This window comes from Pseudomonas sp. HK3 (assembly GCF_052920985.1).
Genome location: NZ_JBREXD010000003.1, coordinates 900,549 through 919,925, shown reverse-complemented (window position 1 = coordinate 919,925; position 19,377 = coordinate 900,549). Strand labels below are relative to the sequence as shown.

Below are 19,377 nucleotides of genomic sequence, written 5' to 3'. Positions count from 1 at the left end.
GCTACAAGTTGTGATTAAGATTTAGCGGCTTGTAGTATTTTCTTTAAGGCTTTTTGAACCATATCTTCTGTGATAGGCGTCTCTTTGCCTTTTTCGTCAATGATCGCAGCACCGTGCATGGTGTCTTTGTTCGCTTGGGCTGCTTTTGTCGTGGTTGAGTTTGTCATAACGTCACCCCTTAGATATGTATTACCAGTATAGTAATAGCTGGGGTATTGAGCCAAGAGTTTTATGCAAAAAAAAATGATTCTAGATAAAATTTTAAATGAACTGCCCAGTCTTGATGCAAAAAGGCTATTGCATGGCCGTGGCGCACGGTTTGAGGGCTGGGAGCAGGTTAATATTGAAATATACCCACCTGTTTTATGGGTTATTATTTATCAGGCGATTGATGAAACACAGTTGAAGGACCTACTGCTGGCGCTGCAGGAACAACAAAACGCGATTGGTTTAGATGCCATTTATATTCAACGGCGTTATGAACAAGGTAATCCTGTTGAAGTTTTTTTTGGTAGTGATTCTTATTTAGATACAGATTTTAAAGTGAATGAAGGGGGCTTAGCGTACTGGGTGAATTTAGGGCGCAATCAAAATAGCGGTTTATTCTTAGATATGAGTAATGGCCGTCAGTGGATGCGTGAACACGCTAAAGATAAAGCCGTATTAAATTTATTTTCTTATACTTGTAGTTTAGGTATAGCCGCCGCTGCGGGTGCGGCCAATTCGGTTGTTAATATCGATATGGCGAAAGGGGCAATTAAGCGAGGCCAACAAAATTTAGCGCTGAATGAAGTTCCTTGCCGCAGTAATACTTTTATCGCCCAAGATATTTTTAAAATGATTAAAAAGCTAACGCAAAAAGGACCGTTTGATTTGTTAATTGCAGATCCGCCTAGCTTCCAAAGCAAGGCGTTCGATGTGCGCAGGGATTATGAAAAACTATTAACAAAACTTAAACCGGCTTTAGCAGAAAAAGCCCAGCTTGTTTTATGCTTAAACTCTCCCGCACTAGGTGAAGCATTCTTACATGACTTGGTCAGTGTGGTTTTCCCCGATGCAACGTTTGTTGAGCGAATTGCCAACCCAGCTGTGCTGGCGGATGCGAATGAAGACGCATCACTAAAAGTGATGCTATACCAGTTGTAGGGTTTAACTGTTAGGAGTGGCGTTAAAAAAGTACTGCTGAATAATATTTTGCATATCAATACTGGATTGCTCTTTTAACGCTCGCTGCATACGAAAGGCCAGTGTGCTTTCGCGTTTATCAATTGAGTTAGCTTGTTTGAAGTGCTCGCCTGACATGTTCGGGCGAATAAGTTTAACAAACGCCTTTTGAGTCAGCGTACAATCCTCCGCACTTTCTTGCTTGATAATGTCTGAATAACGAATATAACCTTCATCATGCAGCCACATAAGTGCGCCAACCGCGGATAAATAGCGTGGGCTGTGCAAGCCAAATTCATCCATGTCATCTGGCCCGCTAATGTCGTCAATAAACAAACTGACTTTACGCGGAAACTGCTGAAATAGGCTCAGCAAAACTACGCCTATATCGTGATAAAAGTCATCAATGTTTACATCATTCATAATAAAATCTTACTGGCTGTAATGCTCAAAGAAACGACCTATTTTGCCAATGGCTTCTTTTAAGTCATCGACTCTTGGTAAAAAGACCAAACGGAAATGATCCGGTTCAGGCCAGTTAAAGGCGCGGCCATGAACAATTAGAATTTTTTGTTGTTCTAATAAATCCAGTACCATTTTTTCGTCATTTTTAATGTTGAATTTGTTTTGATCCATTTTCACAAAGCTATATAGCGCACCCTTTGGCAGTGTGCAGCTTAAGCCGGGGATATCATTAATCATTTTATGCGCAATGTTACGCTGTTCATAAATACGTCCACCAGGGCGCACCAGATCATTAATGCTTTGGTAGCCACCTAATGCCGTTTGAATAGCGTATTGCGCGGGCACGTTGGCGCACAGCCGCATGCTGGCCAACATATCTAAACCTTCTAGATAATCTTTTGCTTTGTGTTTGGCTCCACTCACCACTAGCCAGCCGCTGCGAAAGCCTGCAAGGCGGTAGCTTTTTGATAAACCGTTAAAAGTAATAATCAGTAAATCTTCTGCCAGTGATGCGGTTGAAACATGCTCGACTTCATCGAATAAAATTTTGTCGTAAATTTCGTCAGAGAAAACAACTAAGTTATTTTGACGCGCAATTTCTAAAATTTCTAATAAAACGTCTTCTGGGTAAAGTGCACCCGTTGGGTTGTTCGGATTAATTAAAACAATTGCTTTGGTACTGGGTGTGATATTTTTTTTGATGTTATCAATATCAGGGTACCAATCCGCTTGCTCATCACAACGGTAATGCACAGGCGTGCCGCCTGCTAAGCTTACGGCGCCTGTCCATAGTGGGTAGTCTGGGGCAGGGATTAAAACCTCATCGCCATTGTTGATTAAGCCTTGAAGCGCCATGACGATTAATTCGCTCACGCCATTACCAAGATAGATATCTTCGATCTCAACACCTTTGATGCCTTTTTGCTGGCAATATTGCATCACGGCTTTACGGGCAGAATACACCCCTTTGCTGTCACTGTAGCCTTGTGAATTAGGCAGTTGATGAATCACATCTTGTAAGATTTCATCAGGTGCGTTTAACTCGAAAGGCGCGGGGTTACCAATATTAAGCTTAAGAATGCGATGGCCTTCATCTTCCATTTTCTTAGCGGCGCTTAAAACAGGACCGCGAATATCATAAAATACGTTGGCGAGTTTGTTAGATTTATGCAAATCGTGCATGAAAAAACCCCGGTGCTGCTTCTTTAAATACAGCAGCTTGTTGACGAAAAAGATGTGTGGATGATACCTAGCTTTTAGCGGGGCTCCAATCACTACATTAAGCTTTCTTATGTATGGCAGAGACTTTTTTAGGTGGTAATGATGGAAAAAATCATAAAAACAGACGATCAATGGCGTGAAGAGTTAGATTCAGAAACCTATCGAATTACGCGTCAAAAGGGAACTGAGCGTGCGTTTACGGGCGCTTTATATACTAATCAAGCAAACGGCACTTATGTGTGTGTTTGTTGCGGGCAGCCGTTGTTTGAATCGAACACTAAATACGACAGTGGTTCTGGTTGGCCAAGCTTTTATCAGCCGGTAGAAGGTGAGGCGCTTGAAGAGCACAGTGATGGCTCGTTAATGATGCAGCGCACAGAGATTGTATGCGGTCGTTGCGACAGCCACCTAGGGCATGTTTTTCCTGATGGTCCTGCGCCAACTGGGCTGCGTTATTGCGTAAACAGTGCATCATTAAAGTTTGATGAAAAAAAATGAAAGACTTCGATTGGATTCTACATCGCGCCCAAGAGCTAAAAGGGGGCGATTTATCGTCTTTTATGCCCCGTATTGAACGCTCTGAAAGTTTGGCAGAGCGTGATGGTGCTTTTTATTTATCCTTGTTAGGGTTGCGTATTTTTAGAGCAGGCCTGAAGCACAGCGTGGTAAATGATAAATGGCCTATTTTTGAGCAGGTCTTTAAGGGCTTTAAGCCTGCCTATGTCGCCAGTTTAAGTGATGAAGCGCTAGAGCAGCATATGTTACAGCCTGGGCTTATTAAGCATTGGGGCAAGATGAAAGCCTTGCGAACCAATGCAGCCTGGATAATGGAGCTTGAGCGAGAGCAGGGAGGCTTTGGGCAGTACATTGCGAGCTGGCCTGTGACCGATATTGTCGGCTTATGGCTGGATATGAAAAAGAAAGGGGCCCAACTAGGTGGCCGTAGTGCTTCTGCTGCCTTGCGTATGGCGGGTAGGGATACGTTTATGCTGAGCGATGATGTCATGGTGCAATTACGCGCCCAAGGTGTCGTCCATAAGATTGACGATAACAAAGCAAAGCGTGATTTGATGGCTATTCAAGCGGCGTTCAATGTTTGGCATGAGCAGTCAGGTGTGCCTATGTCTCATATTTCGCGAATGTTATCTTTTTCATAGCTAAATAATTTTGATTGAAAGATAGACAATGGATGTCTGTTTGGTTAAATTAATTGTGCGCAATTCAATTTTAGAAGATCTTTATAGAAGGTGAAAATAATGTCAGTTTATGACTTTAAAGCATTGGATATTCAAGGGCAGGAGCGTGAACTTGCAGACTATAAAGGCAAGGTGTTGCTGATAGTGAATACAGCAAGCAAATGTGGTTTTACGCCTCAGTTTGAAGGGCTCGAAGTAATGTACAAAGAGCTGCATGATAAGGGCTTAGAGGTATTAGGTTTTCCATGTAACCAGTTTGCTCAGCAAGACAAAGGCAGTGATAGTGAAATTGCAGGTTTTTGTATGAAAAACTACGGTGTTAGTTTTCCTATGTTTTCTAAGGTTGAGGTTAACGGTGACAACGCTCACCCGCTGTATCAATATTTAAAGAAAGAAGCTCGTGGCATCTTGGGGACGCAAAAAATCAAATGGAATTTCACAAAGTTTTTAATTAACCAAGACGGTAACGTGATTAAGCGATTTGCACCGACGGCAAAACCAGAAGACATCGCCAAGCAAGTGCGTACTTTATTAGCGTAATAAAATACTATGGCATTTGACCCAACCTCAGGTAGAGGGTAACTTGCCATACTTATTATTGATTTGATATGAGGCGTTATGAGTAAGTCAGCAGATGAACTGTTAAAACTAGATAATCAGTTGTGCTTTCAACTTTACAGCGCTTCGCGCCTCATGACGAAATTATACCAACCGTTGTTAAAACCGTTAGATTTAACCTATCCGCAATATCTTGTCATGCTTGTGCTTTGGGAGATGCCCATAGGCCATAAATTCACAGTGACAATGTTAGGTGAGCGTTTGAAGTTAGATAGTGGCACGTTAACGCCACTACTAAAGCGTTTAGAGGCTAAACGTTTAATTCAACGTCAACGTAGTAATGAAGATGAAAGACAAGTCTGGGTGCGCTTGACGGCTCTTGGGGAGTCTTTAAAGCAGCAAGCTAAGCGTGTGCCAGAGAAATTGTTATGTGAGGTGAGCGCGAAAACAGAAGAGGTCGTGATGATGCGCGAAATGCTGAAAACGTTATTTGCAAATGCGCCGGATTAATCGTAGATATTCTTTTTAACTTCCCAGTCCTCTTCTTCTTTCATTTTATCCATGCCACTGGCCAGTTGTCCTGATGAGCGGTCATTGCTTTTTTTGCGGTCAATGGCCAGCTTCCCCTCGATGTTCGCTATGGTTTTCTCTATCTCGTCTTTAAGCGGGGTTAAGTATTGTTTGAGTGGGCTTTTTATTACAAGACCTAATGTTAGCTTGAATTTAGACAGAGCAGGGCGGAGCTTTTTAGTTCGCAGTATGCCTTGTGCCATGTTGTAATTCATGTCGATAACGGTGCGCTGCATGATGATTTTTAAATTCTTTACCACGCGTGATCCATGGGCTTTTGGGATGAGTCCGCTTTTGACTGACTTGAGAATTTGATCATGCAGAAACTTCACCATGGTGCGAATGTCATGTGCGGCATCTGGGTTGTCGACTTTGCCACGCTTACTTAGGCGTTTAACGCTGTCATCTTTTTGCGCGAGTGTTTTTTCTAGTTGGATCTCTAGGTCTTGATACAGAGTGTTGAGTGTTTGATGGTCGCTATTGGTTTCAAGGATTTTATTGATAAGCTGCATTGTGCGTTTAAGCATAAAGATGCGAGTAGGTGCGTCGAAGTATATATTAGGAATGACAGCCATGGCATTTTGCATGCGACGCAGGTCATCATTGAGGTCCATCATTTCACGGGCTTTCTCGATACGGCGCTTATCGAGATACCCTTTTAGGAAGAGGCCACCGAGTAATGCGAAGGTTATCAGCGCCCCTGTTACGATGATAGAATCCATTGCTGCTTCTTATCTCCATTAGATATATTTAGTGTAGACCTAAATTAAAAAGTTTTTTGTTAGAAAAAACTTGACGAAATTCAATAAGATACATAAAATGCGCGCCACATTAGACGTGACTGACGTCCTATGTTTAGTGTCCCGTTCGTCTAGAGGCCTAGGACACCGCCCTTTCACGGCGGTAACAGGGGTTCGACTCCCCTACGGGATACCAATATTTATCTTGTTATTGGCAAGATAGTCAGCGAAAGCTGATGTTTAGAGTAGTGAAAGACTCTAATGTGCGGGAATAGCTCAGTTGGTAGAGCACGACCTTGCCAAGGTCGGGGTCGCGAGTTCGAGTCTCGTTTCCCGCTCCAATTTTCTCATTAGACTAGGCCGATTGCCTAATGAGTATCAGTCATTTAGTGTCCCGTTCGTCTAGAGGCCTAGGACACCGCCCTTTCACGGCGGTAACAGGGGTTCGACTCCCCTACGGGATACCACTTATTTAGTGTGTATTGGTTAGCTTAGCTAGCGGGTATGTGACTTGAGAGAAAATCTCAAGGTGAAAGAATTGCGGGAATAGCTCAGTTGGTAGAGCACGACCTTGCCAAGGTCGGGGTCGCGAGTTCGAGTCTCGTTTCCCGCTCCAAATTAAAAAGCCAGAACTTTGTTCTGGCTTTTTTTCGTCTATAGAAAAGTCGTCAGATAATGCTGACGACTTTTCTCGTATTATTTTGCTGTAAAGATAGCTTGTTTAGCGGCTAGGTAGTCAAAGTTTTCGTCGGCTTCTATCATTAGATCTTCGAGCTTTTGAAACTTGGCAATTTCTTCATCAGGCATAAAGTGAAGTGCTTCGCCACCAAAGTACCACAGCACTTCTCTGCCTAGGTGCGGTGCTAATGTTGGGTAGTTACGGAATAGGCGTGTTAACCAGTCTTGTCCTTCAAATACAGCGTTTACATCATGGTTTTGCAGTGCTGTGATGAGATTATTGAGTTGATCAACGAAGCTGGATTCGTCTTCATCAAGGGTTTCTTGATTGAATGGAAAACCTTGTTGCATGGATTTTAAGAAATCTTTCAACAAAATCAGAGTATGATGGTTGGGATTATAGGCTTGCATAGATACGATACGGTTATGAGTTCATTGAATGATTATAAAGGACCGGCCCTTAGTATAACGGGGCTGAAAAAAGTGTATGACAATGGTCATGTTGCTTTAAAAGGCATTAACCTTGAGGTGGCTCAAGGGGATTTTTTTGCCTTGCTTGGTCCCAACGGTGCCGGTAAGTCTACCACACTTGGCATTGTATCTGGGCTAGTGAATAAAAGTGAGGGCCAAGTAAAGCTATTTGGCTTAGACATAGAGGGGGACTGGTATGCCGCTAAGCGTTTGTTAGGGGTTGTTCCTCAGGAGTTTAATTTTAATCAGTTTGAGAATGTAGATGATATTGTTATCACTCAGGCAGGTTATTACGGCTTAAATAAGAAACAGGCCAGAGTACAAACAGAAAAATACTTAAAAGCATTGGATTTATGGGAGAAGCGTGATGTGCCTTCTCGGATGCTTTCTGGTGGCATGAAGCGACGCTTAATGATCGCACGTGCATTGGTCCATGACCCTAGATTACTTATTTTAGATGAGCCAACAGCCGGTGTTGATATCGAGCTGCGCTTGAGTATGTGGAAATACTTACAAAAACTAAATTCAGAATTCGGCACAACCATAATTTTAACTACCCACTATTTAGAAGAAGCTGAAAGTCTTTGTCATAACATTGCCATTATCAATGAGGGCAGGATTGTTAAAAATACGTCTAAGCGTGCACTGCTTGAAGAATTGCACAAACAAACGTTTGTGGTTGAGTTGGCTAAAGAGTATCCCGCTCGACCGGTATTAAGTCGCTTAGATGTCACATGGACCGATGATCGCTGCTTTGAAGTCGATGTTGAAAAGGGCACGGCCATTAATGACTTATTTAAAGTATTTAATGATGCAGGAATTGATGTGAGCGGTATTCGCCCTAAATCAAATCGTTTAGAAGCGTTGTTTGTCGATGCGGTAAGGAAGTAGTTATGTTATTTATTCGCGCATATTGGATTGCTTTTAGTACTATTTTAGGTAAAGAGATTCGTCGCTTTATGCGTATTTGGCAGCAGACACTTCTGCCACCTGCGATTACGATGACGCTGTATTTTATTATTTTTGGTAACTTGATTGGTTCTCGTATTGGTGAGATGTCGGGCTTAAGTTACATGTCATTTATCATGCCGGGTCTAATTATGATGAGTGTGATCAATAATGCCTATTCAAATGTATCAAGTTCGTTCTTTAGTAATAAGTTTCAGCGCAGTGTTGAAGAGTTATTAGTTGCTCCTGTGCCCAATAGTGTGATTTTAGCTGGGTTTGTATTCGGTGGTGTGGCTCGAGGCTTATTAACGGGAATGATTGTTACGATTGTAGCGATATTTTTTACCGATATTCAGGTGCATAATTTTTGGGTACTGATCTCAATTGTATTGCTGTCGTCTATCTTGTTTTCATTGGGCGGCTTTATTAATGCGTTGTATGCGAATAAGTTTGATGACGTATCAATCGTGCCCACGTTCTTACTAACACCGTTATCCTATTTAGGTGGTGTTTTTTTTAGTACCGATTTACTCCCTGAGGGTTGGCGTTTAGTGTCAGAATTTAATCCGATTCTGTATATGGTGAATGGCTTTCGTTATGGGATGTTAGGTGTAACAGATGTGAGTTTGGTGACATGCTATGGGATTTTACTCAGTGTGATTGCGGTATTAACCGCTTATAGTATGTGGTTGTTGAAACGCGGTAAGGGGATTCGCAGTTAATGAGTCAAGATGAAAAAGAGCTGCTTTTAGGTAAGCATACTGAATATGTTTTTGAATACGATAAATCACTGATTTTTCCAATTAGTCGCTCACAAAATCGAGAAAAATTATCGATGCCTTCAACGCGTGTGAACGGTGATTTACCGTTTTATGGGTTTGATGTGTGGACAGGTTATGAAGTGTCTTGGTTGAACCTAAAAGGCAAGCCACAAGTGGCGATCGTTGAATTTACGATTCCTGCTCAATCGTCACATATTGTGGAATCTAAGTCGTTTAAGTTGTACTTGAATAGTTTTAACCAAACTCGATTATCAAGCCAGGCAGAGTTAGAGCAGCGTTTGCAGCAAGATTTATCTGAGGGTTTTGGTGCGACAATTCAGGTTCGTATTTTTGATGTCATGAATTTTCCTATCTCAGGGCAAGATTTGGGGCATTGCATCGATGAGCTGGATATTGAGGTGAGTGATTATTCGCCTAATTCGCTGCTGTTGTCTTTAAATGAACATCAAGAGGTTCAAGAGACGCTGCATTCTCATTTGCTTAAATCAAACTGCCCAGTGACAGGTCAGCCAGATTGGGCGACTGTGATTATTTATTATGATGGTCCGCAGATTAATCGCGAGGCTCTGCTGCAATACATTATTAGCTATCGCAACCATGATGATTTTCATGAGCACTGTGTTGAGCAAATCTTTTGTGATGTATTAAGCAAGGGTGATTTTAAGCAACTTACCGTGACAGCGCGTTACACGCGTAGGGGAGGGCTAGACATTAATCCTACCCGCAGTTTGACACCCCTTGATTCAGCTAATGGTTTGGGTCGTTTAGCTCGCCAATAAAGTTATCAGTTTATCCTTCCTTGCCCTGCATCAATAATGCAGGGCATTTTTACGCTTCTTTACCGTTTAAGCATTATTAATTACTTCTGAGAAGTATTATCATTTAGCCATATGTTTATATCGGATATAAGTCATGTCGATACTCTTTGGCGACCTCAAGGTTGGAGACAATGCCGTCATCTCTAGCTTTAAAGCAGATCAAGTGGATAACAAACAGTGCCAGCGCTTAATGGTGCTTGGTTTAACACCTGGGACGCGCTTTCATGTTACGCGGGTTGCACCACTGGGCGACCCAATTGAGATAAGGTTGAGAGGCTTTAATTTAAGCTTGCGTCGTGATGAGGCACTTGGTCTTTGGGTGGATAAAGTATGAATAACAAACCGTTCACCATTGGTTTGGTTGGAAACCCTAATTGCGGTAAGACGACACTCTTTAATGCTTTGACGGGGACTCGTCAACGAGTCGGTAATTGGCCGGGGGTGACGGTCGAGCGTAAAAGTGGGCATTACCATCATGCACAATCCACTTATGAAGTGGTGGATTTACCCGGTACCTACAGTGTTATTGCGGATATAAACGGTGACTCCATTGATGAACAGATTGCGCAAAAATTTATCTTAGAGCAAGAAGCCGATTTAATCATCAATGTACTCGACGCTTCGAGTTTGGAGCGCGGCCTATATCTAACCTCTCAGCTTTATGATGCGAAGACGCCAATGATCATCGCCTTGAATATGGTTGATGTTGCACACAGTAAAGGCATGCATTTAGATCATCAGGCGTTGGCCGAAAAGTTAGGTTGTCCTGTTATTCCATTGGTGGCTTCACGCGGTGATGGGCTGGTCAGTTTGATGGACACTGTCGAAAGTCGTATTCAAAAAGCGCAGACGGTTGCCCGTCCTTTTATTTATTCGGGCAGCCTTGAATCTACTTTAAATGTTTTAAATGAAATCTTATTAAAGAAAGACTCTACGATATCACCATTACTACCGACTCTTTTACTAGAGCAAAATAGAATCCCACCGGATGTGGATTTAAACATTCCCGAAGCCGCGCACCTGCAATTAATTCAATCGCGTTACGATTGGGTCGACCAGGTGTGTACTGATGTTCTACAGAAAAATCATCAAACACGTAAAACACTCGGCGAATATATAGATGATATTGTACTTAACCGTGTATTGGCATTGCCCATTTTTTTAGGGGTGATGTATTTGCTTTTTTTATTCTCAATTAATGTGGGCAGTGCGTTTATTGATTTTTTTGATATGAGCGCTGCCGCTATTTTTGTCGAGACACCAAGATGGTTGTTGGCAGCTGTTGGCTCGCCTGAGTGGTTAACAACGTTTGTTGCGGATGGTGGTCGGTGGTGGTGTGCAGTTGGTGGCGAGCTTTATTCCTGTTATTGCAGCTTTGTTTTTAGCGTTGTCTTTTCTAGAAGACGTTGGTTACATGGCCCGTGCGGCGTTTATTATTGACCGAATGATGCGATCGTTAGGCTTGCCTGGTAAAGCATTTGTGCCGCTGATTGTGGGTTTTGGTTGTAATGTGCCTGCGGTCATGGCGGCACGCACTTTAAACAGAGAGGGGGATCGACTCGTTACCACCTTAATGGCTCCATTTATGTCCTGCGGTGCCAGACTAACCGTGTATGCTTTATTTGCCGCCGCGTTTTTTCCTGAAAATGGGCAGAATATTGTGTTTGCGCTGTACGTAATTGGTATTGCAGTTGCTGTTTTTACTGCATTTTTATTGCGTAAATTCATGCTGCCTGCACAAGCGAGTTCTTTTATTATGGAGCTCCCGCCTTATTTATTACCGACCTCTCGTAATTTATTTATGCATACTTGGCACCGCTTAAAAGGTTTTATTATGCGTGCAGGTAAGGCCATTGTTGCCGTAGTGATTGTATTAAATGTGCTTAATTCTGTTGGTACGGATGGCAGTTTTGGTAATGAGAACCAAGAGAATTCTGTGCTGTCAGAAGTGGGTAAAGCCATTACGCCCATCTTTACGCCCATGGGCATCGAAGAAAATAATTGGCCTGCAACGGTTGGTATATTTACTGGGTTGTTTGCAAAAGAAGTGGTGGTAGGAACGCTTGATGCGCTGTATTCAAAGTCGGCAAATAATAATGATGATGATTTTAATTTTATTGATGCTATCGCTGAGGCCTTAGCGACAATTCCGGTGAATTTGGTGGATGTATTCAGTAATTTAGCGGACCCGCTTGGTATCAATATGGGCGACTTAAGCGATACTCAGACGATTGCGGCAAGCCAAGAAGTGCATTTGACAACGATAGATGCGCTGCAGCTATTTTTTGTATCACCTTGGGCTGCATTTAGTTATTTGTTATTTATTTTGCTCTATATGCCATGTGTTGCGACTGTTGGCGCGATAGTAAAGGAGCATGGTAACTTCTGGGCGGGTTTTAGTATGTTGTGGTCTTTTAGCGTGGCATACGTATTGGCTGTGGGAGTTTATCAGCTGGTCACTTGGCAGCTTCACCCAACGTCATCAGCTTTGTGGTTGATTGGGTTGTCTATTTGGCAAGTCTTGTTGACGATCTGGCTATTGAGTACCGGAAAGAAGCAAGCAGGGAAAGAAAATTTAATTCCGATGATTGAAGTTAAATAGACCATGTTTGTCTAAAAAAAGCCCAAAGTATAAAAAATACTTTGAGCTTTTTTGTGTTTGATACAGTCAAACTTGGGCTACATTAAGCTGAACAGCCCAAGAGGGTGGTGGGTGCGTGCAATGGTAATCATAAGCAGAACACAGGCAATAGCGGCGGCTAAGTAACCGCTTTGAATGACTTGAGTGTTGCTCTTCATGGCTTTAATGCCAAAAACGATATAACCGACTAATACGATGAGTTTTACTGTAAGCCATGACTGTGCGATGGGGTACTGAGAGGTTGCGAACATTAATAGAACCCCAGTTAATAATAGAAACGAATCAATGGTGTAGGCACTAATCCTGACGGCGAGTTTATCTTGCCACTGCTTTTTTAGCAGCTTAGAGCCGCCGCGTAGCGCGAAATAGAAGATGCTGATGCTGACCAACAATAAATGCGTATGCTTTAAAGGTGCATATAAGGATTCCAGAGCCATATCGGGTCCTAAGTAATTAAATGGGGTTTGCGCTTGACAATTAGTCCATTCGAACATTAAATGATAATCATTATCGTTTGTATTCTAGTGGGCACATCATGAAAATTACGCAAAATATACAGGATGTCATGAGAGATTGGGAATCTTATACGCTCTTAGCGGATAATTTCTATCATCAGCAGGAGTATAAGCAAGCGAGCAAGGTGTTTTCAAAAAGTGTCGAGCTTATTGAGCCTTGGCTAGATAAAGATGAAAAAGAAGTCACTAAAGTCATGCACCTATTTGTTCTCTCTTGTCACAACACAGCTCATGCGCTGAATCAGTCAGGCAAGAATAAAGAAGCCGAGTATTATTATAGCCATGCCCATTTTAGGTTGTTGAGTTTAATTAGTCGGCCTAAGCGTTCTGCCCGTATCATGGAAAATGCATTATATGAGATTAAAACGACATTGAATCAATTGAGGTACTTTTTATTAGCCATGAATAAAGGCCAGCTAGCGGGTAATATTCAAGAGGAGAGTATTCGAGTATTGCGTAAAAGCTACGTCGACTATGTAGAAGATGTTTTTATGGTATAGGCAAAGGAAGCCTTTGCCTATGTGTTCATGCTGTAGTCGGTTGTTACTAGTAAGAAACCGATCCCATTTGAAATTGATCGCCTTCAAGTTTTACGTTGTATTGTAATTTTTGTTTTTTGGCTTCAACCAGTAGTTCGTCACTGCTTAATTGGCTGAGGCGTTGGGTAAGTAGAGCATGATGAATAAGGGAGATCTCACGTTCAGATAAATCTCTAGCTTCTTGAGCCCCGAAGATATGGTTGCGAATTAATTCTCTGCGCCATGCGGATACATCATTCTCAGAGACCATAATTTGCTGAACGATTGTACTGACCATCGGGTTAATATTTTGCATCGCTTATCCCCTAATTTGACCACGAGTTTTCAATGTAGAAGCTAAGTACTGCGCTCACCAGAGAAATGTGCTCTTCATAAGTTAACATTCTAAGCACACTGTTTTTAGGTTGTGTTGCTTATATGGTATTCAAAACTTTGTACCTAAGAACCAATTAACCGATAAATTACACCCAATACGCAAAAAATATATGAAAATCAATGAGATTAGCCTGGGTGACCTTGCGTTACATTAAGGTTTTTCGTTATATATGGGCCCCTTTTAGCGTGTTGCTATAAGGTAACAATAATAAAAAGCGAGCAAACAATGAGAACACTCTTAACTGTATTTTTAATGGCCATGTTCAGCATGGTATCGCAAGCAAAGGAAGTGGCTGGTGTGAACTTGCCTGATAGTTTAAGTGCGCAGGATCAGTCGCTGGCGTTAAATGGTGTCGGTATTCGTTCTAAGTTTTTCATGGATATTTATGCAGCGGGCTTGTACCTAACGCAGACTACGAAAGAAGCGAAATCGATTATCGAGCAAGATAAGCCGATGGCATTGAGGTTACATATTACATCTGGGTTATTAACATCAGAGAAAATGGAGTCCGCGACGCGCGAAGGTTTTGAGAAATCTACCGGTGGCCATACGGCGGCTATTCAGCCAACGATTGATGCGTTTATCGCAACGTTTCAAGATGGTATTGTAGAAAACGACGTTTTTGACTTCGTGTATGTGCCAAGCGTTGGTGTAAAGGTGTTTAAAAATGACACACTAAAAACCACGGTTGAAGGCTTAGAGTTTAAGCAGGCATTATTTGGTATCTGGTTGGCTGAGGATTCAGTCCAAGACGATTTAAAAGAAGGCTTGCTGGGTAGCCTTTAAGTTTTTAAAAGCCAATCACATGATTGGCTTTTTTAGTGCGGTCCATTTTAATAGTGTATCTTTAAGCAAGCCAAGTTTAATGGGTTTGCTTAAAAAGTCATTCATTCCTGCCTCATAGCATTCTTGTTTTTCGTTGTCAGTGGCACCTGCGGTCAGTGCTATGATTGGTATGTCTGCAATACTTGAATTTTTACGAATATTTCTAGTAGCTTGAAATCCATCTAAAATCGGCATTTGACAGTCCATTAATACAAGGCTGTAGGGCTTATTTAAAAGTGCATCAATCGCCTCTTTGCCGTTATTACAAATATCAAACTCATACCCTAAGCGTTTTAACATGGCAGAAATAACCATTTGGTTGGTTCGATTATCTTCTGCTACTAAGATATTTTTATCTGTACTGGCTAGTGGCGTAGGGTTAATAGCCGATGATGTTATGTTATCAGCGCTGCCATGTGCTAATACTATATTAAAAATAAAGGTAGAGCCTTCATTTAATTGACTCTCAACATGAATCTTACCACCCATTAGCTCGATTAGCCGCTTCGTGATTTGCAACCCAAGGCCTGTGCCGCCATATTTTCGCGTGGTTGATGAGTCAACTTGTGTAAAGGCTTCAAAAAGAGAGTTGAGTTTGTTTTCAGGGATGCCGATGCCCGTATCAATGATTCTAAATTCAAGTTGAATATTGCCGTTGCAATTTAGGCAGTGCACATCAATGTGAATGCCACCTTTACTGGTAAATTTTAAACTATTGCTTACAAGGTTTAATAAGATTTGCTTGATTCGTAAAGGGTCACCATTTAAAAACGAGGGAATATTAGGGTCAAGTTTAAAGGTGTAATTCAGTTTTTTTTCTTTTAGTTTAGCAACAAATATATTACCCAGTGATTCGCATATTTCATTTAATGAGAAGTCAGTGTGTTCTAGTTCGAGCTTGCCTGCTTCGATCTTAGAAAAGTCCAAAATGTCATTGATAATACTTAATAATGCTTCACCAGACTTTTCAATTGTGTTGACGTATTTAGATTGCTCTTCACTTAAGTTTGTCTGTGAGAGTATGTCAGCGATACCGATGATGCCATTAAGAGGTGTGCGTATTTCATGGCTCATGTGAGCTAAAAATTGAGACTTGGCTTCAGAAGCCGCAGCCGCTGTACGACTCTCTTGCTCTGCGAGCATAATCTGCTTTTGTAATTCAACAGCATGACGAATATCACGATATGAGCGTAGTGCATTAAGCAAGGCCATGCGTAACTTATGGGCGGTGATATCGGTTTTGCTTAGATAGTCATTAATATCGTAGTCTTGGAATACCGACTCTTCGGGGGCTGCGCCGGGCTGACCTGTGCGGATGAGTAAGCGAATTTCATTGTTACTGTAAACATTACGAATATGGTTTACCAGTTGTAGGCCCGCGTCGTCTGTTTCCATTACAACATCAACGAGTGCAACCGCAACGTTGTCATGATTGCCTAGATATTCAATAGCTTCTTTAGCGCTTAATGCACTGGCAAGGCGAATAGGGTGGCCGTCGAAATGAAATCCACGCAAAACCATTTTGGTTAATTGATGAACATACTCGTCATCGTCAACCACTAGAATTTCATAGTGATGATCGCTGCTGCGAAGTTCATTAGTTGGTTTTTTTGAACTGCTTTCGACTTCATCACCAAAAAGCAGGTCATCGCCTGGACTCATTAGATTCTCCCTAACCCAAATCCAAGGGCTTTAGCGTACAAGCCCAAGTAATATCAATAATGCTTAATAAGCTGAGCATTATACTGGTTTTTCGGTAGAATTTTGTCGGTTGATCCATAAATTTAAAATGTTATTTAGGTCTGCGAATTTAAAAGGCTTACCCATGAAGTCATCCATGTCGACATCGAAGCATGCTTGTTTATTGCTTTCACGGATATCAGCGGTTAAAGCAATTATGGGGGTTCTGGTACGGTTGTTTTGTTGTTCGTACTCGCGAATGTGTGTGGTGCACTCTAAGCCACTCATGCCGGGTAGCATGCAGTCCATGAACACACAGCTAAATGTACCCTGTGTGAATAGCTCTAATCCTTTTTCACCCGTATCGGCTCCAGACACCAAACAACCTAATTTGAGTAGTTGATGCTCAAGTACCATAAAGTTTACGGCGTTGTCTTCTACAACCAATATAGGGGTGTTATGAAAAGGGGGATCGTCAGTGTTGCTTACTGGGTCTTGGGTCATGAGTTAAGGGGTCCATGTTAGCCTACATACTAAAAGATAAGCGAATGTTGTCTTAAAATGACTAATCTAATCTGTATTAACTATGGCAAAAGATGGGGGGATTGCCAGTTGTGCGATGAAATATTTCAAGCCCATTACGGGCTTGAAATATTGGGCATGGACTAGTGCTTGGTTGGTTTTTTAGAGGTTTTTTCCTCTTTTTCTTCTTTCTCGTCTTCAGGGTGTTCTTCTTCTCGGCCAATATCGGCGATATCCCTAAGGCGCTCTAGAACACGATAATTAATAGACCCACGTGGGAATGTGCCTTTACGAGAGAGCTTGCCTGCTTTTTTGTCCATTAGTATTTCAATGGCTTGGTCAACAGACTCTATGCCGTAAATATGGAAATCACCCTGTTCTACCGCCTCAATGATCTCTTTCTTAAGAACAAGGTGTTTCACGTTAGAAGCAGGAATAAGCACACCTTGCTTCTTGTTGAGGCCTCTTGCTTTACAGATAGAGAAAAAGCCTTCAATTTTCTCATTAATGCCGCCAACTGCTTGCACTTCACCGTACTGGTTAATTGAACCGGTTACGGCCAAACTTTGATGGATTGGGATATAGCTTAATGCACTAATTAGCGCACAGGCTTCAGCGAGTGAGGCGCTGTCGCCATCGATGTAGCCATAGCTTTGTTCCATAGCAATTGACGCGCTAACTTCTAACGGGAATTCTTGAGCATAAGTATGACCAAGGTAGCCTGTTAAAATCATCACGCCTTTAGTGTGAATGTTTTGACCAAGGTTTGCTTCTCGCTCGATATCAACAATGCCACGGCCACCAGGGTAAACCGTTGCAGTAATTCGAGCCGGTGCGCCAAATGAACTATCGCCAATTGATAATACGGTTAGGCCGTTAATTTTACCGATGGCTTCACCATCGGTATCAATTAAAATAGTGCCATCGAGTATGTCATCTAATATTTCTTTTTGAATGCGACCGCTGCGTTGTTCTTTTGCGTCGAGGGCACGGCTTACATGTTCTGCGTCTATGCTTTCATCTTGAGCCAGTTTACGTACAAACTCTGCTTCGGCCAGTAATTCAAATAAATCACCTATGCGTGCACTCAAGTGTCTTTGATCTTCAGCTAAGCGTGCGCTTTGTTCGATTAAACGGATTACGCCTGCGCGGCTAATTGAAGCATACGACTTTTCAATGCAGCGGCTTTGCATTAATCGGGCGAATGATTCCATGTGGTCTGTTGTGCAAGGTAGATAGTCATCAAAGTCGACTAAAACACGAAACATATCATTAAAGTCGTCATCTAGATCTTGTAGTAAGTAATAGGTACTACGAGAGCCAATTAAGACAATTTTGACATCTAGCGGAATCCATTCTGGGATGAGTGTCGTTGTGCTGACAAGTCCCATTTCACTGTAAGGGCTTTCAATTTTTAATTGATTTGAAGACAGTGCTCGCTTGAGTGCTTCCCACACAAAGGGTTCGTGCAGTAATTTTTCTGCATCCACAATTAAAAAACCGCCATTAGCGCGATGTAACGCACCCGGGCAAATTTTACGGTAGTGCGTTACTAGAGCACCTTGATCGCTGGTGTATTCGATGCGACCAAATAGATTTGCGTAATTAGGGTGAGACTCATAGATAACGGGTGCGCCGGAATCTTCTTGGCGACTAACCAAAAGATTCGGCATGTAGGTTTCTTCTAGAAACATACGCTTAGCGCTGTCTTCTCTGCTTTCTAATATGCGGTCGTCAGTTAATTCGGCAATAACAGTACGGTGTAAGTTTTCTTTCACCTTGTTTAGGTATTCAAGGATGCTTTCAATATCTTGATACTTTTCAAGTAAAGGCTTAATTAATGGAATAACAGCTTCGTCAATGGTTTCTTGGTTGAGCTTTTTTAAGCCGTCAGTGCTTTCACGTTTCCATTGGGGTAGTGGTACTAATTCGTCGTTTAATTGGCCTTCGAGTTCGTGAATATTGTTATGAAATGCTTCACGGGTGGCTTCATCTAGTTGTGCAAATTCAGTTTCATCGAGGCTTTTACCTTCTTTCATGGGAGTGAAGCTAATGGAGGCGCTGTCACGGTACATGGCGATGTTGAGTTTAAGGGCAGACTGTTCAATGCGATCAATTACTTTGTCGTAGCGTAAGTTGAAATCACGATCTATTAAGCTCTTTTTTTGCTGATAAGTCGGGTGCTCAAATGCAGCAGGAAAGGTCGCTAATAAATTATCGATTAATTCATCTAGATCAGATTTGAATGCTTTACCGTGACCCGCTTGTAGCTCTAGTTTAAGTGGCTCGCGATTATTATCGAAATTGTTTACATAGACCCAGTCGCTTGGGCTGGCCATGCGCTTCGCTTCACTTTTCAAATATTCCGTAATGTAAGAGCTTCTTCCTGTGCCTGAGTCACCCATTACATAGACATTGTAGCCAGGGCGATTCATTGCAACGCCAAATTGAATAGCGGTGACGGCTCGGTCTTGTCCAAGAACACCGTTGTATGGCGTTAGCTCATGGCTTGATTCAAAAGAAAGACTGTTTTCAGGGATTTGGATGCTTAATTGATCGGGTGTCAAAGAAGGGTGTGTCGCTTTTGCCATTCAGGTCAGAACTCCATATATATATGCCCAAACCTTATGGTGTATTGCCCTTTCGAGCAAGTCATTCAGGGCGCTTT

23 protein-coding genes and 4 tRNA genes are annotated in these 19,377 nt (G+C 42.1%); 17 read left to right on the top strand and 10 right to left on the bottom strand.

Features of this window, described 5'->3' with window-relative positions:
* Positions 1-14: 14 nt before the first annotated feature.
* On the bottom strand, positions 15-167 hold the full coding sequence (locus ACU6U9_RS19850; protein ID WP_446736700.1) for a PA1571 family protein: 153 nt from the start codon (positions 165-167) through the stop codon (positions 15-17).
* A gap of 64 nt (positions 168-231) precedes the next feature.
* Here ACU6U9_RS19850 and ACU6U9_RS19845 point away from each other — a divergent pair, with 64 nt between their 5' ends.
* Positions 232-1,146 carry a class I SAM-dependent methyltransferase gene (locus ACU6U9_RS19845; protein WP_446736699.1) on the top strand — a complete coding sequence of 305 codons (915 nt, stop codon included), beginning with the start codon at positions 232-234 and terminating at the stop codon, positions 1,144-1,146.
* Positions 1,147-1,149: 3 nt separating this feature from the next.
* Here the strand turns inward: ACU6U9_RS19845 and ACU6U9_RS19840 are convergent, their stop codons facing one another.
* Together ACU6U9_RS19840 and ACU6U9_RS19835 are read right to left on the bottom strand one after the other, a co-directional pair.
* Positions 1,150-1,587, bottom strand: coding sequence for a hypothetical protein (locus tag ACU6U9_RS19840; protein WP_446736698.1), 438 nt, complete (start codon positions 1,585-1,587; stop codon positions 1,150-1,152).
* A gap of 9 nt (positions 1,588-1,596) precedes the next feature.
* A complete protein-coding gene (locus tag ACU6U9_RS19835) occupies positions 1,597-2,811 on the bottom strand; it encodes a pyridoxal phosphate-dependent aminotransferase (protein ID WP_446736697.1) in 1,215 nt (404 codons plus the stop codon).
* A 141-nt stretch (positions 2,812-2,952) separates the two neighbouring features.
* Between ACU6U9_RS19835 and msrB the strand changes: the two genes are divergently transcribed.
* From msrB to ACU6U9_RS19815, 4 genes are all read left to right on the top strand, one after another.
* Entirely contained in the window at positions 2,953-3,348 is a 396-nt protein-coding gene (msrB, locus tag ACU6U9_RS19830; protein WP_446736696.1) for a peptide-methionine (R)-S-oxide reductase MsrB, read from the top strand.
* Positions 3,345-4,007 carry a DNA-3-methyladenine glycosylase I gene (locus ACU6U9_RS19825; RefSeq protein WP_446736695.1) on the top strand — a complete coding sequence of 221 codons (663 nt, stop codon included), beginning with the start codon at positions 3,345-3,347 and terminating at the stop codon, positions 4,005-4,007. The genes msrB and ACU6U9_RS19825 overlap by 4 nt, the downstream gene beginning before the upstream one ends.
* A gap of 99 nt (positions 4,008-4,106) precedes the next feature.
* Entirely contained in the window at positions 4,107-4,586 is a 480-nt protein-coding gene (locus ACU6U9_RS19820; protein WP_446736694.1) for a glutathione peroxidase, read from the top strand.
* A gap of 78 nt (positions 4,587-4,664) precedes the next feature.
* Positions 4,665-5,114: a MarR family winged helix-turn-helix transcriptional regulator gene (locus tag ACU6U9_RS19815; protein ID WP_446736693.1), complete on the top strand. Its 450-nt coding sequence runs from the start codon at positions 4,665-4,667 to the stop codon at positions 5,112-5,114.
* Here the strand turns inward: ACU6U9_RS19815 and ACU6U9_RS19810 are convergent.
* Positions 5,111-5,896, bottom strand: coding sequence for a hypothetical protein (locus tag ACU6U9_RS19810; RefSeq protein WP_446736692.1), 786 nt, complete (start codon positions 5,894-5,896; stop codon positions 5,111-5,113). The two genes, ACU6U9_RS19815 and ACU6U9_RS19810, sit on opposite strands and share 4 nt — an antisense overlap.
* 138 nt (positions 5,897-6,034) lie before the next feature.
* Here ACU6U9_RS19810 and ACU6U9_RS19805 point away from each other — a divergent pair.
* The 4 genes from ACU6U9_RS19805 to ACU6U9_RS19790 all read left to right on the top strand — a co-directional run bounded on the left by ACU6U9_RS19805 (position 6,035) and on the right by ACU6U9_RS19790 (position 6,530).
* Positions 6,035-6,110, top strand: a tRNA-Glu gene (locus tag ACU6U9_RS19805).
* A 69-nt stretch (positions 6,111-6,179) separates the two neighbouring features.
* Positions 6,180-6,255, top strand: a tRNA-Gly gene (locus tag ACU6U9_RS19800).
* A gap of 50 nt (positions 6,256-6,305) precedes the next feature.
* Positions 6,306-6,381: transfer RNA gene (locus ACU6U9_RS19795), tRNA-Glu, on the top strand.
* A gap of 73 nt (positions 6,382-6,454) precedes the next feature.
* Positions 6,455-6,530: transfer RNA gene (locus ACU6U9_RS19790), tRNA-Gly, on the top strand.
* Between the two features lie 80 nt (positions 6,531-6,610).
* Here the strand turns inward: ACU6U9_RS19790 and ACU6U9_RS19785 are convergent.
* The gene (locus ACU6U9_RS19785; RefSeq protein ID WP_446736691.1) at positions 6,611-7,003 is read right to left on the bottom strand and encodes a PA2817 family protein; all 393 of its coding nucleotides are present in this window, start codon (positions 7,001-7,003) and stop codon (positions 6,611-6,613) included.
* Between the two features lie 15 nt (positions 7,004-7,018).
* Between ACU6U9_RS19785 and ACU6U9_RS19780 the strand changes: the two genes are divergently transcribed.
* The 6 genes from ACU6U9_RS19780 (at position 7,019) to feoB (ending at position 12,213) form a co-directional block, all read left to right on the top strand.
* Complete coding sequence (locus tag ACU6U9_RS19780; protein WP_446736690.1) at positions 7,019-7,954, top strand: ABC transporter ATP-binding protein; 936 nt, start codon at positions 7,019-7,021, stop codon at positions 7,952-7,954.
* A 2-nt stretch (positions 7,955-7,956) separates the two neighbouring features.
* Positions 7,957-8,733 carry an ABC transporter permease gene (locus ACU6U9_RS19775; RefSeq protein WP_446736689.1) on the top strand — a complete coding sequence of 259 codons (777 nt, stop codon included), beginning with the start codon at positions 7,957-7,959 and terminating at the stop codon, positions 8,731-8,733.
* Entirely contained in the window at positions 8,733-9,572 is an 840-nt protein-coding gene (gene queF, locus ACU6U9_RS19770) for an NADPH-dependent 7-cyano-7-deazaguanine reductase QueF (RefSeq protein WP_446736688.1), read from the top strand. The genes ACU6U9_RS19775 and queF overlap by 1 nt, the downstream gene beginning before the upstream one ends.
* A 133-nt stretch (positions 9,573-9,705) precedes the next feature.
* A complete protein-coding gene (locus ACU6U9_RS19765; RefSeq protein ID WP_446736687.1) occupies positions 9,706-9,945 on the top strand; it encodes a FeoA family protein in 240 nt (79 codons plus the stop codon).
* Entirely contained in the window at positions 9,942-11,051 is a 1,110-nt protein-coding gene (locus ACU6U9_RS19760) for a FeoB small GTPase domain-containing protein (protein WP_446736686.1), read from the top strand. Before ACU6U9_RS19765 ends, ACU6U9_RS19760 begins: the two co-directional genes overlap by 4 nt.
* Positions 10,933-12,213: a ferrous iron transport protein B gene (gene feoB, locus ACU6U9_RS19755; protein WP_446737207.1), complete on the top strand. Its 1,281-nt coding sequence runs from the start codon at positions 10,933-10,935 to the stop codon at positions 12,211-12,213. The genes ACU6U9_RS19760 and feoB overlap by 119 nt, the downstream gene beginning before the upstream one ends.
* Before the next feature lie 77 nt (positions 12,214-12,290).
* On the opposite strand, the gene ACU6U9_RS19750 is transcribed toward feoB, so the two are convergent.
* Positions 12,291-12,689, bottom strand: coding sequence for a SirB2 family protein (locus ACU6U9_RS19750; RefSeq protein WP_446736685.1), 399 nt, complete (start codon positions 12,687-12,689; stop codon positions 12,291-12,293).
* Positions 12,690-12,787: 98 nt separating this feature from the next.
* Between ACU6U9_RS19750 and ACU6U9_RS19745 the strand changes: the two genes are divergently transcribed.
* Positions 12,788-13,267, top strand: a complete 480-nt coding sequence (locus tag ACU6U9_RS19745; RefSeq protein WP_446736684.1) for a hypothetical protein — start codon at positions 12,788-12,790, stop codon at positions 13,265-13,267.
* 46 nt (positions 13,268-13,313) lie between these two features.
* Here the strand turns inward: ACU6U9_RS19745 and ACU6U9_RS19740 are convergent, their stop codons facing one another.
* Positions 13,314-13,601, bottom strand: a complete 288-nt coding sequence (locus ACU6U9_RS19740; protein WP_446736683.1) for a hypothetical protein — start codon at positions 13,599-13,601, stop codon at positions 13,314-13,316.
* A 306-nt stretch (positions 13,602-13,907) separates the two neighbouring features.
* Between ACU6U9_RS19740 and ACU6U9_RS19735 the strand changes: the two genes are divergently transcribed.
* Positions 13,908-14,468 carry a chalcone isomerase family protein gene (locus tag ACU6U9_RS19735; RefSeq protein ID WP_446736682.1) on the top strand — a complete coding sequence of 187 codons (561 nt, stop codon included), beginning with the start codon at positions 13,908-13,910 and terminating at the stop codon, positions 14,466-14,468.
* A 15-nt stretch (positions 14,469-14,483) separates the two neighbouring features.
* Here ACU6U9_RS19735 and ACU6U9_RS19730 read toward each other — a convergent pair whose 3' ends face one another.
* From ACU6U9_RS19730 to ACU6U9_RS19720, 3 genes are all read right to left on the bottom strand, one after another.
* Entirely contained in the window at positions 14,484-16,169 is a 1,686-nt protein-coding gene (locus tag ACU6U9_RS19730) for a response regulator (RefSeq protein WP_446736681.1), read from the bottom strand.
* Between the two features lie 78 nt (positions 16,170-16,247).
* Positions 16,248-16,691: a response regulator gene (locus ACU6U9_RS19725; protein ID WP_446736680.1), complete on the bottom strand. Its 444-nt coding sequence runs from the start codon at positions 16,689-16,691 to the stop codon at positions 16,248-16,250.
* A gap of 161 nt (positions 16,692-16,852) precedes the next feature.
* A complete protein-coding gene (locus ACU6U9_RS19720) occupies positions 16,853-19,300 on the bottom strand; it encodes a Lon protease family protein (protein WP_446736679.1) in 2,448 nt (815 codons plus the stop codon).
* Positions 19,301-19,377: the final 77 nt, after the last annotated feature.

What these genes read in the sequence shown, in the direction of transcription:
- ACU6U9_RS19850 (WP_446736700.1), bottom strand. Translation starts at nt 167, where the DNA reads ATGACAAACTCAACCACGACAAAAGCAGCCCAAGCGAACAAAGACACC.
- ACU6U9_RS19845 (WP_446736699.1), top strand. Translation starts at nt 232, where the DNA reads ATGCAAAAAAAAATGATTCTAGATAAAATTTTAAATGAACTGCCCAGT.
- ACU6U9_RS19840 (WP_446736698.1), bottom strand. Translation starts at nt 1,587, where the DNA reads ATGAATGATGTAAACATTGATGACTTTTATCACGATATAGGCGTAGTT.
- ACU6U9_RS19835 (WP_446736697.1), bottom strand. Translation starts at nt 2,811, where the DNA reads ATGCACGATTTGCATAAATCTAACAAACTCGCCAACGTATTTTATGAT.
- msrB (WP_446736696.1), top strand. Translation starts at nt 2,953, where the DNA reads ATGGAAAAAATCATAAAAACAGACGATCAATGGCGTGAAGAGTTAGAT.
- ACU6U9_RS19825 (WP_446736695.1), top strand. Translation starts at nt 3,345, where the DNA reads ATGAAAGACTTCGATTGGATTCTACATCGCGCCCAAGAGCTAAAAGGG.
- ACU6U9_RS19820 (WP_446736694.1), top strand. Translation starts at nt 4,107, where the DNA reads ATGTCAGTTTATGACTTTAAAGCATTGGATATTCAAGGGCAGGAGCGT.
- ACU6U9_RS19815 (WP_446736693.1), top strand. Translation starts at nt 4,665, where the DNA reads ATGAGTAAGTCAGCAGATGAACTGTTAAAACTAGATAATCAGTTGTGC.
- ACU6U9_RS19810 (WP_446736692.1), bottom strand. Translation starts at nt 5,896, where the DNA reads ATGGATTCTATCATCGTAACAGGGGCGCTGATAACCTTCGCATTACTC.
- ACU6U9_RS19785 (WP_446736691.1), bottom strand. Translation starts at nt 7,003, where the DNA reads ATGCAAGCCTATAATCCCAACCATCATACTCTGATTTTGTTGAAAGAT.
- ACU6U9_RS19780 (WP_446736690.1), top strand. Translation starts at nt 7,019, where the DNA reads ATGAGTTCATTGAATGATTATAAAGGACCGGCCCTTAGTATAACGGGG.
- ACU6U9_RS19775 (WP_446736689.1), top strand. Translation starts at nt 7,957, where the DNA reads ATGTTATTTATTCGCGCATATTGGATTGCTTTTAGTACTATTTTAGGT.
- queF (WP_446736688.1), top strand. Translation starts at nt 8,733, where the DNA reads ATGAGTCAAGATGAAAAAGAGCTGCTTTTAGGTAAGCATACTGAATAT.
- ACU6U9_RS19765 (WP_446736687.1), top strand. Translation starts at nt 9,706, where the DNA reads ATGTCGATACTCTTTGGCGACCTCAAGGTTGGAGACAATGCCGTCATC.
- ACU6U9_RS19760 (WP_446736686.1), top strand. Translation starts at nt 9,942, where the DNA reads ATGAATAACAAACCGTTCACCATTGGTTTGGTTGGAAACCCTAATTGC.
- ACU6U9_RS19750 (WP_446736685.1), bottom strand. Translation starts at nt 12,689, where the DNA reads ATGGCTCTGGAATCCTTATATGCACCTTTAAAGCATACGCATTTATTG.
- ACU6U9_RS19745 (WP_446736684.1), top strand. Translation starts at nt 12,788, where the DNA reads ATGAAAATTACGCAAAATATACAGGATGTCATGAGAGATTGGGAATCT.
- ACU6U9_RS19740 (WP_446736683.1), bottom strand. Translation starts at nt 13,601, where the DNA reads ATGCAAAATATTAACCCGATGGTCAGTACAATCGTTCAGCAAATTATG.
- ACU6U9_RS19735 (WP_446736682.1), top strand. Translation starts at nt 13,908, where the DNA reads ATGAGAACACTCTTAACTGTATTTTTAATGGCCATGTTCAGCATGGTA.
- ACU6U9_RS19730 (WP_446736681.1), bottom strand. Translation starts at nt 16,169, where the DNA reads ATGAGTCCAGGCGATGACCTGCTTTTTGGTGATGAAGTCGAAAGCAGT.
- ACU6U9_RS19725 (WP_446736680.1), bottom strand. Translation starts at nt 16,691, where the DNA reads ATGACCCAAGACCCAGTAAGCAACACTGACGATCCCCCTTTTCATAAC.
- ACU6U9_RS19720 (WP_446736679.1), bottom strand. Translation starts at nt 19,300, where the DNA reads ATGGCAAAAGCGACACACCCTTCTTTGACACCCGATCAATTAAGCATC.